Raw genomic sequence first — 13,954 nt, forward strand, 5'->3', positions numbered from 1 at the left:
CTCTACAACTGTCTGGTGAGCAATGTGCGCAAAGGTACACTGCCCTGTTTCTGTTCCCGGCCGCCTGACGCGCAATCAATAGTCCGCGCCGACACCCGCTCCCGGACGCGCCGCACCTTCTTCCCCTTCACTGCCAGACGAGAGGAATTCAGCGTGACCGACAGCGAGCTTGCGATCATCAGAACGGCAGCCATTGCCGGCGACACAATTCCCGATACTGCGAGCGGAATCGCGAGGACGTTGTAAATAGCTGCCGCAGCCAGGTTTTGGCGCATCGCGCGCGCGGTCTGGCGAGCGAGCGATAGCGCAACGTTCAGCTTTTCAATGCCGCCATCGACAAGCACCACCGACGCTGCAGCGATCGAGGATGCAGAGGCATTACCCACAGCGACGCCGAGGTCGGCCGCGGCAAGCGCCGGGGCGTCGTTGAGTCCATCACCGACGAAGGCCACCTTTGCGCCTGAGGCCTGCGCGGCCACAATCCGATGCGCCTTGTCTTCGGGGGAATGACTGGCGTAGATGGCGCAATCGTCGATGCCGACGGCTTCTGCTATTCGTAGCGCAACACCCATCTGGTCGCCGGTTAGCATGGCGAGACTGGCGCCTGCTGCCTGTATTTGCGAAAGCGCACGTGCCGCACCTGCACGCGGTATATCGGAGAAGTAAAGGGCACCGACCCATTGGCCGTTGCGCGCAACGTGAACCGTCGTATGTTCGGTCGTGGCCTCAGGAGGGCAAACGCCACGGGTAGTCAGAAACGCGCTGCGGCCCACGAGGATGCAGGTACCGTCAGCACCGGTCCATTCGACGCCCGACCCTGGCACGGCACGGGACGATCCGGTGGTCGCCTCGACCGATGCCAGGCGCGACTGCGGCAGGAGCGCGCAGACAGCTTTCGCAAGGGGATGCTCACTGCCCCGCTCCGCTATGGCTGCCGCTGCGACAAGTTCGGCCTCACTAACGCCCATCGCCACGCGCGAGCCGACTAGCTGAGGCGTGCCCTCGGTCAGCGTTCCGGTCTTGTCCAGAAAGAAGAGCGCAATGTGACCGGCCTTCTCGATCGCCTCTACGTCGCGAAACAGGACGCCCGCCCGCGCAGCTCTGCCGACACCGGCGTTGAGCGCGAGCGGCACGGCCATGCCAAGCGCACAAGGGCACGTTATGACCAGTACTGCGATGGCACGCTCGATCGCGCCGGCCATTGCCATGCCGTTGGCCATGCCCCATGCGAGGGTCAGCGCCGCAAGCACGCAGATCCCCGGCGCCAGATAGCGGGTGAATCGCTCGGCGAGCGCCTGGGACGCAGTTTTACGGGCCAGCATCTGGCGCACGCTGCGAGCGATGAGGTCCACGCGCCGTTCGCCCCATACGCACTTGACGACAACCAGCAATTCGCCCTCCCCATTGAGGGCGCCAGCCTCGACAACATCGCCCGGCTCCACCGTCTTGAATACGGTTTCACCGGTCAATAACGAGCGGTCCAGAGATGACATACCCTGGGTGACGACACCGTCCAGCGGCACGCGTTCACCGGGGCAAATACGGATTATGTTGCCGCGTTCCACGCGTTTGGCCAATACACGGGTTTCTGCTCCGCTCGCCTCGATGACCCGTGCCGTCTCGGGAGGCAATTCCAGCAGACTTCTTACTGCGTCGGACGACCCGCTCCGCACCGCGGTTTCCAGCAGCCGTCCGGCCAGCAGGAAGGTGACAATCATGGCAGCGGAGTCAAAGTAGACAGTCGACTCACCGTGAATCAGGTGCCACATGGACAGAAGGCAGGATGAACTGGCGCCCAGCACAACCAGAAAGTCCATCCCTGGCGCTCGAGCGCGCAGCGTGCGCCACGCTGCGCGAAAAAACGGCAGCGCGCAGTAGCCGATAACCGGGACTGTTGTCAGGCCCGCGAAAAGCGCAAGCCAATATTCCACGGCCAGCGACATGCTGCCTTCGGGTGCGACATACAAGGTCCACTGGGCGACCATGACCCACATCGAAAAAAATGCAGCGACGACCAGGCGGACTAACAGGTCATGCCTGACCTTCGCGAAATGCGCCCGCCGGTCGTGGCCCGCGCCTTCGGGCACGCACTCGTACCCGAGTCTGGTGCCATGCTGCAGGATCTGGGCGAGCGAGATCGCCGCCGGGTCCCATTGAAGCGAAGCCGATTCCGACGCGAAGCTCACCCTGGCGTCGAGGACACCCGGTTGACGCTGAAGCACGCGTTCCAATGCATTGGCGCAACTGGTGCACCACATGCCGCGCACATCAAGCACGACGCTGTCGGGGCGGTCGGATTGCATGTTGCGTATGCTCGATCTACTGCTGCGACTTCAGTTCGTCGCCACCTGCCCACGGCGTCGTGCGATTACCCAGTTTAGTCCGCTCTGTCTTGACGAGGTCTGCCGTCAGCGCAGGCGACTTGTTGCCGAAGCTCGCTCTGACGTGCGATGCAACCGCTGCAATTTCCGCATCGGACAGTGTCGTGCCAAATGCGGGCATCGTGCCGTTAAAGGCCGAGCCGGCGACGCCGATCGTTCCGTTGATGCCGAGAAGCAGGATCCGCGCGACCGTCTTTGCGTCGCCATTCACCCATTCGGAGCCCGCCAACGGCGGAAACACACCTGGCAGCCCTGCGCCCGTCGCCTGATGGCAGGACGCACAGCGGCCAGCAAAGATCTGTGCGCCATCCGCTGCAGCTGGAGCCGCCGCACTGGCGGCGGCTGGCGCACCACTGGAAGCTGCGGTCGTGGCTGACATAAGTCCGGGATTGAGCAGGAAGTAGCTGACACCCCATACGATGAGGCATGCCGCCACGAGCCCAAGAAGCCACGGTACAGGATTGGTGCGCTCGGCTGGCTCCGCGTGTTCTCGCGCGCGCACCCAGTCCTGCTTTCGGTTCTCGTTCATTTGGTCGCTCCGGATTCATCGGTTGCAACGGGATAGGTGTGATTGAGCGAAGTCAGGTACGCGACGAGATCCAGCGCCGCCTGCGTCGCAACGACCTGGCCGCCCACAGGGGCGTACTGCGGAGGCAGCGTGACGACTTTCTCGCCAGGCGCAGCATGAGCCACCACCTTGAACAGAAACGGGTATGCCGGCATTACACTTCCGGGCGTCACGCTGCGCGGCTGGTACAAATGTGTGAGATTCCAGTCCACGCTCGGTTGTCGCGCGCCGATATTGAAAAGGTCCGGGCCGGTACGGGCCACGCCTAACAGATGCGGGTAGTCATAGACGTAATCGGCCGATACGGAAGCACGACCCCAGCCTCGCAAACCATCCGGTCCGAGGTCAGCGGGCCGCGGCTGCTGCGTGTGACAGTAAACACATCCCATGCCGACGTAGGTGGCTCGGCCACGCAGTTGAGCGATTGTGTAGGGCTTCAGCTGCTCCGGCGGTGACTCGTCCGCCAGTTGGCGATACGGCAGTGCAACAAGGACAAGCGTCGCGATGGCGATCATGATCAGTGCGCCGATTATGACTGTCAGAGCCCTGTTCATGATCAGACTCCTGCCGCAGGAGCGCTGCCGATGAAAGCGCGTCCGGATCGTTCTGGTCCTCGGTTCATCACCATCGCGAAGCAGTGCCAGGCGAAAAGGCAGTGTCCTGCCGCCATAAGTACGCCGCCAAATGTTCTGGCCAACAGGTAAGGTGTCAGGAGTGTGACCGAGTCCATGAATGGACGCGTCGCGTCAAGCATTGCTGCGCCCTGCAGTACGCCGCCAATGGTCAAGAAAACGAAATAGATTGCGAAGCCGATCGAGACGAGCCAGAAATGCCATGCAATGAGCTTCGGATAGGGCCACTCGCGCTCGAGCACGCGCGGCATCACGAAATAAATCGAGCCAAACATGATCATCGAGAAGAAGCCGTACAAGCCAAGGTGTGCGTGCGCGACCTTGTACTGCGTGAAGTGGACAAGGCGGTTGAAAAAGGGCAACGCTTCCAGTGTCCCCTGCAACGAGACAAGCGTATAAAGCACAGCACCGAATACGACAAAGCGCAGGGTCGGCGAATACCTGAGGGTGGCGAACCGTCCAGCGACTGTCATGTGCTGATTGACCCCGACCGCCAGGACGGGAACAATCATCATCACGCTCTGCACGACCGACACACTCACTAACCAGTTGGGAACCGGGCCACCGATCAGGTGGTGGATACCGGCCTGACTGTAGAACATCGCAAGGGCCCAGAAACCGACCAGCGACAGGTTGTACGAATAGATCGGGCGCCCCAGCACCTTGGCGATGAAATAATACGCTGCCCCAAGACCCAGCGGTGTAAGCCACAGGCCCAACACGTTGTGGGCAAACCACCAGTTGACGATTGCCTGTTCGACGCCGAAGTGGACGTAAGGGACCTTTGCGACGACGTACAGAATCGGAAACCAGAGCAACGCCGCCGAGATGTACCAAACGGATACATAGAGATGGTCAACCTTGCGCTGCAACAGGGTAAGAAAGAGCGGCACTGCGCACATCGCTCCCCCTGCAGCGAGCAGGATGCCGATCTGCCACGGAATCTCGAGCCACTGCAAACCGTCGGTCCAACCCGAAAGAATCGCCACGACGCCTGCGGCGACACCCGCGTTCCATAGCCCGGCGCCGGCCACCGCAAAACGTTCACCCACGAGGTTGGTCTTCAGCAACCTGGGGAGCATCCACAGCGCGATGCCAAGGCCAGCCATCGAAGCCCACCCGTAGATAACCATGTTTAGATGCGCGGTCCGGACGCGGCCGAATGTGAGCCAGGCGGTTTGTGTGAGGAAATCGGGAGAGGTCAGCTTCTGCGAGGCGATCAGTCCCGCGATGGAACCCAGCACCAGCCAGAGAATCGCCGAGGTAAGAAACGCAAAGGCGGCGGCTCGACTGGACCTGTCCTGGGCCTCGCGCGCCTCAAGTTCCGGAGAGCCGGCGACAATCCCTTTCGAGTCCGAGCTGAAGTGCGTATCGACTGAACTGCTTTCAATGTCCTGAAGCGCAACGCGTTGCATCGACGAGACTGCGGGCTCTTCCACCACACCGACTTCGCCCTTCTCGAATATGACCGCCGCCGCATCGGGGCCGGCTCGCATCAGGCCCTGCGTTTGAGCCCAGATAAACATAAAGAGGCCGAGCACTGAGATGAGGAACGACAGCGCGAGCAAGGCGCCTATTGTCAGGTTCATGGCTGCAAAGTCTCATGGTTTGGAATACACGACGACAACTGTTGAGGTGCTAGCGCACTTAAACGACGAAACCGCCGCGCCGCCGGCAGCCTTTACGGGCTTCAAGGCGACGAGCCATGACGAAGAGCCTACTAGAGCGGTGCCCGGTCCGACATTACATATTCATGTATTTGGACGAGGCTGCGCTCATCGCGCCGGAGCCTGGCTGGTGGGGCGCCACCGGCTTTGCTATATGCGCAGCCGTCATATTGCGAGCCTGATTCGACGCGCAGCGACGAGCAACGAGGCAGAGTCGAAGTTCGAGCAAGGCAACCGTGATTGCTCATGGATCAGGCGGCCCCGGCTAACGTGCGGTGCCCGGGAACCCTGCGGCCGCTTTGAAAGGCCCTTGAGCCAATTGATCTCATTCGCGCGGGACACGGGCCACCAGCTCTCCAGTGTCAGCCGACGTACACCGGTCGGACTCCAGCTTTATGTAATAGCGGCGCTTCCCACGGCTCACTATCATTAAGACCATGCAAAGCACTTTCTGAGCTCTGGAGGTTGCGATGGTAACGCTTTCAAACTGGATAGTAGTGCTTGGCAGCGCCTACATGGAATACACGACATGTACATGGAACACCAAAAGCGTCTACCGACGCACGGTCGGTTATGACCTGGTGGTCTGGTGCTGACGGTCGATCAGCCGCCGCCGTCCAGGTGTGTTAGCGGTTCCAAAGATGTGACGCTCGCTTTACAGCGCGTCGAAAAGCTACAACAAAGCGTCGCCATCCAGAGGCTTTCTGAAGAAACCGATAGCGCATTTTTTACGGAAGTAGCCTGCGGGGGCCGCTCGGCGGGAGATTGCAGGTCTACCAATTCGTCACGATAACGCCGAAAGAGACATTCGGCATTACATGAATATGTAATTTCGCCGCAAAACGACAACGATATAAATTGAACGCTGAGCTGGTCCCCAAACCGAATTGATGAAATGCATGCCTCGACGGATTTCCGTGCTTTCTGATCGCTACAGGGATGAACAAGCAACACCCGACCGGTAAGGCGCCGGACGTCCATGAACGCGGAAGGATCAATCTGATGCCGCACAATTTATCTGTTCCCTCCTTCGACACCCTTCTCTATGAAAAGAGAAATGCGACGGCCTATGTGACGCTGAACCGTCCCGAGGTGATGAATGCCCTGAACCAGAAGGCAATCGCAGAACTACGCGCGGCGTTCGAAGATGCGCAAGACGACCCGCAGATTCGCGGCGTCATCATAACCGGCGCAGGCAATCGGGCATTCATCGCCGGTGCCGATATCAACGAGTTGGCCAAGGCAACGCCAATTGAGGCCGAGCGCCAGACACGTGCAGGGCAAGCGTTTCTCAATCTTGTCGAACATCTCGGCAAGCCAGTCATTGCTGCAGTGAACGGCCTCGCACTCGGCGGCGGATGTGAAACCGCGCTCGCCTGCACGATCCGGCTAGCCAGTCCGGGCGCGAAGTTCGGGCAGCCTGAAATCAGGCTGGGACTCATCCCTGGCTTTGGCGGAACGCAACGACTCCCTCGCCTCGTCGGCAAAGGTATTGCGCTACAACTCATCCTCACCGGCGAGATGGTGTCGGCAGAGGAAGCTTATAGGATCGGCCTCGTGAATGAAATCGTGGAAGCCGGCAGTCTGATCGCTCGCGCCGAAGCGATTCTGGCGCAGATTGCCGCTAACGCGCCGCTGGCCGTCGCATATGCGATCAATGCCGTCAACCTTGGACTCAACGCGGCATTGCCAGAAGGACTCGCCCTGGAAGGGAAACTATTCGCGCTATGCGCCGCGACCGAGGACATGAAAGAAGGAACCACCGCCTTTCTCGGGAAGCGCCCGCCGAAGTTCCAGGGTCGTTGAGACATGACGGTTCTTCGCTGTTCCGGCTCGCGATCCAGACGAGGTTCCACCTGTACGGAGTCAATACCTAAACCCGAATCGAGAACACTTTCATGATTGACGGACAACACGTTTTTTCAGGTCTCAACGTACTCGATCTCGCCAGCTATATTGCGGGCCCCGCAGCCGCGACGATTCTGGCCGACTTCGGCGCAGACGTCATCAAGATCGAGCCCCCGGGTACGGGCGATGTCTATCGCTTCTTCTCGGCGATGCCGCCGAACCCCGTGGCCAACACAAACTATGCCTGGCAGTTGACGAACCGCAACAAACGCAGCATCGCCATCGACCTCAAGTCCAGTGAAGCCAGAGAAGTACTGGTGCGCCTTGTTCAATGGGCTGATGTCGTGGTCGTCAACTTCCCGCCACGCGTGAAGGCCTCTTTGGGCGTGACCTACGAGGCCCTCTCGCCGCTCAACCCAAAGCTGATCTACGCAGACATTACCGGCTATGGTTCCGAGGGGCCCGAGGCCGACACCCCGGGTTTCGATGTCACGGCCTATTGGGCACGCTCCGGCCTCATGGAGGTCACTCACGATGCCGGTAGCCCGCCGACGCTTCCCATTCCCGGGATTGGCGACCACGCCACGGCAACGACACTCTATGCCGCGATCGTCACGGCGCTTTATGTGCGCGCCACGACCGGCAAAGGCAGCCATGTGTCGACTTCGCTGATCGCCAATGGTATCTGGGCAGCAGCAGCGTGGGTCGAGGGCGGTCTCAATGGTGGTCGGTTCTTCGCCCAGCACGATCGAAAAAATCCACCCAACGCGTTGCTGAACCCTTACCAGACAGCCGACGGGCGCTGGATCCTGCTGGTCGCGGCGCAACGCAAGGACTGGCCGGCCTTCACCCGCGCTATTGGCATGCCCGAGCTTCTGGAGGACCCGCGCTTTACCGATGACCGGCGCACCGACAACACAGCCGCACTGGTCGAGATTCTCGACCCGTTGTTCTCCAGCCAGCCGCTGGCCTTCTGGAAACAGGCGCTCACCGCCGCACGAGTGATTTTCGGCGTCGTGCAGGTTGCCGAGGAGATCATTCACGACCCCCAGTTGGCGGCCAATGGGATAGTCGTGCCGCTCGACGTGCCGGGCAAGCCCGCCATGCGAACGGTCAGCAATCCGATCCAGATCGTGGGAGAGCAGAAGGTCAAGCCGTGCGCCGCGCCGCAACTTGGCGAACACGGCGCAGAGATCATGAAAGAGTTGGGCTTCAACGAGAGCGAGATCGCACGCCTTTACGACGCGGGCGCGGTCGCGCGCTTCGAAGGCTCGGCCTGAATCTGATCGTGTTAAGCGATTTGAACGAACGCCTCTGGCGGCAATGCACTCGCCGGCTACTGCCCGCCACATACCAGGAGTTTTCCATGACTGAAGACGAAATCCGCGCTCGCGCTTACGCGATGCCGATCAGCAGCCCAGCCTATCCCAAGTTTCCTTTCCGGTTCGTCGATCGCGAAACGATCATCGTTACCTATCGCACCGATCCAGAAGCGCTTGCCAGCTTCGTGCCCGCACCGCTGCTTCCGGCCGAGCCTATTGTCAAATATGAGTTCATCAGCATGCCCGATTCTAGTGGGCTAGGTTCCTATACCGAGACCGGTCAAGTCATTCCGGTAACGTTCAAAGGCGAGTCCGGCGGCTTCACCCATGCCATGTACCTCGACAATGAAGCCGGCATAGCTTCCGGCCGTGAGCTGCTCGGCTTTCCGAAAGTGCTCGCGCAACCGAAGCTTGAAATCCGCAACGACGCGCTGGTGGGAACCCTCGACTACAACGGCGTGCGCGTTGTGACCGCAACCATGGCCTACAAGTACGAGCCGCTCGATCTCGCCGCCGTCAAGAAGACGCTCGCGGCACCCGGCTTCCTGCTCAAAATCCTGCCTCACGTCGACGGGTCGGCCCGGGTCTGCGAACTGGTCAAGTATTACGTGACCGACATCACGGTAAAAGGAGCCTGGACCGGGCCTGCCTCTCTTGAACTGCATCCTCATTGTTTCGCGCCCGTCGCAAAGCTGCCTGTGCTCGAGGTTCTATCCGCAATCCATATCCTGACCGATCTGACGATCGCGGGCGCAGAAGTCGTTCACGACTATCTGCGCGCCCCCTCGAACGCATCCTGATCAACGCCCTTTAGGACATCATCATGACTGCCAGCGCGAAGCCAAACCACCCGCTTCCGGCCCCCGACAGCGACTTTTATCTGATTCACGAACTCCTGAGTGATAGCGAACAAGCCTTGCTAAAGCGGGTGCGTGCCTTCATGGAGAGCCGGGTTGCTCCCGTGATCAACAAGTTTTGGGCTGAGGACGCGTTCCCGTTCGAGCTCATTCCCGGGATCAAGGATCTCAATATCGTCGGGGTCGGGTTTGACGGCTATGGTTGCCCTGGCGGCAGCACGCTTCTCGATGGATTTATCGCCATGGAACTGGCGCGCGTCGACTCGTCCATCGCGACCTTCTACGGGGTCCATAGTGGGCTGGCAATGGGATCGATCTATCTCGGCGGTTCAGAGGAACAGAAGCGGAAATGGCTGCCGCCCATGGCGCGACTGGAAAAGATCGGCTGCTTCGGATTGACCGAACCGCTGGTGGGATCGGGCGCCGGCGGGGGCCTGCTGACAACCGCCAGGCGAGAAGGCGATACGTGGGTTCTCAATGGTCAGAAGCGGTGGATAGGCAATTCACCCTGGTGCGACCTGTCGATTATCTGGGCGCGCGATGTCGATGACAATCAGGTCAAAGGTTTCATCGTCGAGAACAAAACCACCCCGGGCTTTTCCGTAGAAAAAATCGAGAACAAGATCGCACTTCGAGTCGTGCAGAACGGTGTCATCACGCTCGATCATTGCCGCGTGCCCGAAGAGAACCGCCTCCAGGGCGATCTATCCTTCCGCGATACGGCGCGGGTCCTTCGGCTTACCCGCCAATACGTCGCATGGGAAGCCGTCGGCTGCAGCATGGGCGCTTACGAACATGCGCTGCGCTACGCACAGACCCGCGAGCAGTTCGGCAAACCGATCGCGTCATTCCAGATGGTGCAGGACCTCCTCGCCAAAATGCTCGGCAACATCACCGCGTCGCAATGCATGGTTGCACGGCTTGCCGAATTGCAGGACCAGGGCAAGCTGCTGGACCAGCATGCGTCACTGGCCAAGGCATTCTGCACGACCCGTATGCGCGAGACCGTTGCCTGGGCGCGGGAAATATTCGGCGGTAACGGGATCGTGCTCGACTACAACGTCGCCCGCTTCTTTGCCGACTCGGAAGCGCTCTATTCCTACGAAGGCACGCGCGAAATGAACTCCCTGATCGTCGGCAAGGCGGTGAGCGGATTTAGCGCCTTCGCCTGATCCCACTCCACTCGAAGGATTGTCAGCCATGAGCAAAGACATCAACCGCATTGCCATTATCGGCACCGGCGTCATCGGTGCGAGCTGGGCCGCCCTGTTCCTTGCCAGGGGCCTCGATGTCATCGCCACGGACATCGCGCCGGATGCCAGGCCGAAGCTCGAGGCATTCATCGAAGCGGCATGGCCCGCCCTGGAAGGATTGGGACTGGCGCCAGGCGCCTCACGTTCCAGACTGACGTTCACGGCGAATCTTGACGAAGCGGTGACCGGCAGCGATTTTGTTCAGGAGAATGGGCCCGAGCGGATCGACTTCAAGAAAGACCTCTACAGGCATCTCGACAACATCCTCGCACCCGGCACGATCATCGCATCGAGTTCGTCGGGCCTGACCATGAGCGAGATCCAGTCGGCTTGCGAGCACCACCCCGAGCGGTGCGTGATCGGACATCCGTTCAATCCGCCGCATCTGATACCGCTTGTTGAAATTGTCGGCGGCGCCAGGACATCGGAAGAGACGATTGAACGCGTCGCGGCTTTCTACAGCAGTCTGGGCAAGCGCACGGTCCGGCTGCACAAGGAGGTGCCAGGGCACGTCGCCAATCGGCTGCAAGCCGCGCTCTATCGTGAGATGGTGTATCTGATATCGGAAGGCGTTGTCAGCGTAGCCGACGCGGATACCGCCGTTTCCTGGGGTCCAGGCCTGCGCTGGGGGGGTATGGGCCCCAGTCTGCTCTTCCATCTGGGCGGAGGCGACGGCGGCATCGAACATTTCTTCGAACAGTTCACTGGCCCTTTGACCGCGTGGTGGCACGTGCTTGGCACGCCCGAGTTGACCCCCGAAGTCCGCGCGACGATTATCCAGGGTGTTCACGAACAGACGAAATCCCGATCTGTGCAGGACCTTGCTGCGTATCGCGATCAAATACTGCTCGGCCTTTTATCCCTTCGGCGGGACGAGCTGTTTTCGAAACGCGAATAACAGGATGGTCGTGAGTCAACGGCACGCACTGTACCTATCTAAAGCCTTGAGCACGTTGAACGGGTGCGCCACGAGAGGCGCGCCTTCGTTCGCGCTTTTCGGCGCCTTCTTCCCTGCCTGGATGCCATCACAGATTTGAACTTGGCGAACAGGCAGCTTCTGCAAGCAGGAAATGCATCATTTAATGCGTACAACACGGCTCTGTCGGCGGCTCCCGTGTTAGCGCTCGCGACCAGGATACCCGGCGTCGCGCCTGAATAGCGCCTAAAGAGAACGACGTGAATCTGACACTTCTATCCGCCGCCATGCTGGTCGCGATCACCATCGTGGGAGTGCTCGGGCTTCGGCAATTCTCGGACAAAGTCCGGATCACGTTCGACCTGAGCTGTTTTCTCGCCATCAGCTTCTACTTTCACAAACAGGGCATTTTCTTCCCGGTGTTTCCGCCCTTGCACGCTCCGGCCGACAGTGGTGCCTTGTGGTTGCGTGCGATAGGCGGTGCATGGTGGCTGCTGGGTTCGCGGATTGTTGTCGCCGCCCTCTGGTTCGCGCATCATCGGGATCGCGGCTCGCGCGGAGCCAGGCTTTTCTCAGACCTCTCTTCCGCCGCTGTCTATATCGCGACGGCCGCGATCGTTCTGAACTCGGTCTTCGCGCTGCCGGTCACAGGCGTGGTCGCCACCTCAGGCGTCGTGGCGATCGTGGTCGGTCTTGCGCTGCAAAACACACTGGCCGACGTGTTTTCCGGCATCGCAGTCGGCATCGAGGCGCCGTTCAGCGTGGGTGATCGAATTCAGATCGCGGACAAGACCGAGGGAATCGTCGTGCAGGTCAACTGGCGGTCGATCCGGATCCGCACGGATGGGGACGACACGGCGATTATTCCAAACAGCCTGATCGCCAGGGCCGAGATCGTCAACAGAAGCATCCCGAGTCCGCGTAGGACCGCATCCGTCGATCTATCCTGTCCGGAAAGTGCCGTTCCGGATCGCGTCATCGAGACCCTGCTTCACGCGACGCTGCTCTGCCCGGACCTCCTGCGAACGCCGCCGCCGAGTGCCGTTCTGACTCAGCTCGGCGCGCGGCGGAACGCCTACAGGATTTCATTTTTCGTCGGGGACACCAGTCATCTCGGATCGACCAGGGATCTCCTCCTGCGAAGTGTGCGCCGCCAACTGTACTATGCCGGGTTTCTCGACCCGAGCCGCCAGGAAGAACCTTCAAGGCTCAATCTCACGGAAGAGGCGCTGACCACGCGCCGTCTGGTTCGCGACGTCATCCTGTTCGAGTGCCTCGACGAGCAACAACGCGACGGTCTTGCAGCGCTGCTCGAATTGCTTCGACTGGAACCCGGGGATGCGCTCTTTTCGGAAGGGAGGAGCGACGCCGCGCTCTATATCGTCGCCTGGGGCATCCTCGAACTGACGCGACAATCGGGCGCCTCGGCCGAAACGATCGGCTGCATTGGTGCTGGCGAATACGTCGGCGAGATTGGCATGCTCACCGCGGCACCTCACGCGGCTACTGCCGTCGCGCGCACGCACTGCAAAGTCTATCGGCTCCCGCGCAAAGCGATCGAGCCGCTGTTGGCGAAACATACAGAATTTATCTCTGATCTCGACAAATCGGCACGTCGCGGAATGGAAGCGCTTCATCGCAAGATTGCGGTTCTCGCCTCGCCTGACATGGGTCCGACAGGGCAATTTCTGCAAAGAATTCGAAACCTCCTTCATTTCAATTCTGACTGACGCGCCAGCTTCGCAACGTGCGACGTTGAGCCGTTTCAACGCGTCATTCATCAGCAGCCCGCTAGAACATATGCCGCAAGCCAGCCATGATGCCTAGCTGGGTCGTGCCGTACGCCGAGCTCAGGGCGTTGATACCCTGGAACTGGGCGCCGACCATTCCGCCGCGGTACAGCGAGTAGTCGGCTTCCAGATAGGTATCCGTGCGTTTCGACCAGTTATAGTCCGCAAGCAACTGGAATTGCGTCGCGTTCCCGTTGGCTGCCTGCGTCTTCCCGGTCTGAATGGTGCGCCACACATTCGCAGAAAGGTGAATCACGTCCGCTACCTGCTGCGTCACCCCACCAAAAAACATCTGCCGGGAACTGAACGTATTGAATTTAAGCGCGGTCAATTCCGGCGGGGTGAAAGGCCCGTTAGGGAAATTACCGACAAACCCGGCATCCTGCCTGTTCACGGCCCAGCCTGCTGTGAGCGTCGTATATTCGAACGAATAGGATCCGCCGGCAGTCCAGGATTTGAAGTGCGCCGAAGAATTCACGGCATCGCGCGAGTCCAGGTACGCGGCAGCCAGGCGCAATGGTTGGGCGGGCAGATAGAGAAGCGATGCCCCAATCTGGCTTCCCGCACCAAATGCGCCTGCATTGCCACCAAACGCATAGGACACCTCGGCCGTCAGGTATTGCCAGGCGGTTTCAAGAGTGAAGCGCAACAGGGGGCTAATGAATGGAAGCTGAGTGTATCGAAGCGGTTGCGAGCATACGTTCGAAGACCTCGAATGGC

General features: G+C 60.3%; 12 protein-coding genes. 7 read left to right on the forward strand and 5 right to left on the reverse strand.

Going from position 1 to position 13,954, the window contains the following annotated elements; genetic code table 11:
* Positions 1–2: 2 nt before the first annotated feature.
* From P3T23_RS42920 to P3T23_RS42935, 4 genes are read right to left on the reverse strand one after another with little or no spacing between them, the layout of a single operon-like run.
* Entirely contained in the window at positions 3–2,303 is a 2,301-nt protein-coding gene (locus tag P3T23_RS42920; RefSeq protein WP_429322123.1) for a heavy metal translocating P-type ATPase, read from the reverse strand.
* Positions 2,304–2,319: 16 nt separating this feature from the next.
* Positions 2,320–2,910: a c-type cytochrome gene (locus P3T23_RS42925; RefSeq protein ID WP_429322124.1), complete on the reverse strand. Its 591-nt coding sequence runs from the start codon at positions 2,908–2,910 to the stop codon at positions 2,320–2,322.
* Positions 2,907–3,503, reverse strand: a complete 597-nt coding sequence (locus tag P3T23_RS42930; protein ID WP_429322125.1) for a cbb3-type cytochrome c oxidase subunit II — start codon at positions 3,501–3,503, stop codon at positions 2,907–2,909. The genes P3T23_RS42925 and P3T23_RS42930 overlap by 4 nt, the downstream gene beginning before the upstream one ends.
* A 2-nt stretch (positions 3,504–3,505) precedes the next feature.
* Positions 3,506–5,170 (reverse strand): cbb3-type cytochrome c oxidase subunit I, encoded by a 1,665-nt coding sequence (locus tag P3T23_RS42935; protein WP_429322126.1) that lies wholly within the window; start codon positions 5,168–5,170, stop codon positions 3,506–3,508.
* 548 nt (positions 5,171–5,718) lie between these two features.
* Between P3T23_RS42935 and P3T23_RS42940 the strand changes: the two genes are divergently transcribed.
* The 7 genes from P3T23_RS42940 to P3T23_RS42970 all read left to right on the forward strand — a co-directional run bounded on the left by P3T23_RS42940 (position 5,719) and on the right by P3T23_RS42970 (position 13,174).
* Positions 5,719–5,844 carry a hypothetical protein gene (locus tag P3T23_RS42940; protein WP_429322127.1) on the forward strand — a complete coding sequence of 42 codons (126 nt, stop codon included), beginning with the start codon at positions 5,719–5,721 and terminating at the stop codon, positions 5,842–5,844.
* 343 nt (positions 5,845–6,187) lie between these two features.
* The gene (locus P3T23_RS42945; RefSeq protein ID WP_429322128.1) at positions 6,188–7,054 is read left to right on the forward strand and encodes an enoyl-CoA hydratase/isomerase family protein; all 867 of its coding nucleotides are present in this window, start codon (positions 6,188–6,190) and stop codon (positions 7,052–7,054) included.
* Positions 7,055–7,146: 92 nt separating this feature from the next.
* The gene (locus tag P3T23_RS42950) at positions 7,147–8,376 is read left to right on the forward strand and encodes a CaiB/BaiF CoA transferase family protein (RefSeq protein WP_429322129.1); all 1,230 of its coding nucleotides are present in this window, start codon (positions 7,147–7,149) and stop codon (positions 8,374–8,376) included.
* Positions 8,377–8,462: 86 nt separating this feature from the next.
* Complete coding sequence (locus P3T23_RS42955) at positions 8,463–9,218, forward strand: acetoacetate decarboxylase (protein ID WP_429322130.1); 756 nt, start codon at positions 8,463–8,465, stop codon at positions 9,216–9,218.
* Between the two features lie 23 nt (positions 9,219–9,241).
* Positions 9,242–10,447 carry an acyl-CoA dehydrogenase family protein gene (locus tag P3T23_RS42960; protein ID WP_429322131.1) on the forward strand — a complete coding sequence of 402 codons (1,206 nt, stop codon included), beginning with the start codon at positions 9,242–9,244 and terminating at the stop codon, positions 10,445–10,447.
* Between the two features lie 28 nt (positions 10,448–10,475).
* Complete coding sequence (locus P3T23_RS42965; RefSeq protein WP_429322132.1) at positions 10,476–11,426, forward strand: 3-hydroxyacyl-CoA dehydrogenase NAD-binding domain-containing protein; 951 nt, start codon at positions 10,476–10,478, stop codon at positions 11,424–11,426.
* 305 nt (positions 11,427–11,731) lie between these two features.
* Positions 11,732–13,174: a mechanosensitive ion channel family protein gene (locus P3T23_RS42970; RefSeq protein WP_429322133.1), complete on the forward strand. Its 1,443-nt coding sequence runs from the start codon at positions 11,732–11,734 to the stop codon at positions 13,172–13,174.
* Between the two features lie 61 nt (positions 13,175–13,235).
* On the opposite strand, the gene P3T23_RS42975 is transcribed toward P3T23_RS42970, so the two are convergent.
* Positions 13,236–13,954, reverse strand: a 719-nt coding sequence (locus P3T23_RS42975; protein WP_429322134.1) for a porin, incomplete at its 5' end; no start/stop codon positions are given.

Source organism: Paraburkholderia sp. GAS448 (genome assembly GCF_050435685.1).
Classification (GTDB): Bacteria; Pseudomonadota; Gammaproteobacteria; order Burkholderiales; family Burkholderiaceae; genus Paraburkholderia.

What these genes read in the sequence shown, in the direction of transcription:
- P3T23_RS42920 (WP_429322123.1), bottom strand. Translation starts at nt 2,303, where the DNA reads ATGCAATCCGACCGCCCCGACAGCGTCGTGCTTGATGTGCGCGGCATG.
- P3T23_RS42925 (WP_429322124.1), bottom strand. Translation starts at nt 2,910, where the DNA reads ATGAACGAGAACCGAAAGCAGGACTGGGTGCGCGCGCGAGAACACGCG.
- P3T23_RS42930 (WP_429322125.1), bottom strand. Translation starts at nt 3,503, where the DNA reads ATGAACAGGGCTCTGACAGTCATAATCGGCGCACTGATCATGATCGCC.
- P3T23_RS42935 (WP_429322126.1), bottom strand. Translation starts at nt 5,170, where the DNA reads ATGAACCTGACAATAGGCGCCTTGCTCGCGCTGTCGTTCCTCATCTCA.
- P3T23_RS42940 (WP_429322127.1), top strand. Translation starts at nt 5,719, where the DNA reads ATGGTAACGCTTTCAAACTGGATAGTAGTGCTTGGCAGCGCCTACATG.
- P3T23_RS42945 (WP_429322128.1), top strand. Translation starts at nt 6,188, where the DNA reads ATGAACAAGCAACACCCGACCGGTAAGGCGCCGGACGTCCATGAACGC.
- P3T23_RS42950 (WP_429322129.1), top strand. Translation starts at nt 7,147, where the DNA reads ATGATTGACGGACAACACGTTTTTTCAGGTCTCAACGTACTCGATCTC.
- P3T23_RS42955 (WP_429322130.1), top strand. Translation starts at nt 8,463, where the DNA reads ATGACTGAAGACGAAATCCGCGCTCGCGCTTACGCGATGCCGATCAGC.
- P3T23_RS42960 (WP_429322131.1), top strand. Translation starts at nt 9,242, where the DNA reads ATGACTGCCAGCGCGAAGCCAAACCACCCGCTTCCGGCCCCCGACAGC.
- P3T23_RS42965 (WP_429322132.1), top strand. Translation starts at nt 10,476, where the DNA reads ATGAGCAAAGACATCAACCGCATTGCCATTATCGGCACCGGCGTCATC.
- P3T23_RS42970 (WP_429322133.1), top strand. Translation starts at nt 11,732, where the DNA reads ATGCTGGTCGCGATCACCATCGTGGGAGTGCTCGGGCTTCGGCAATTC.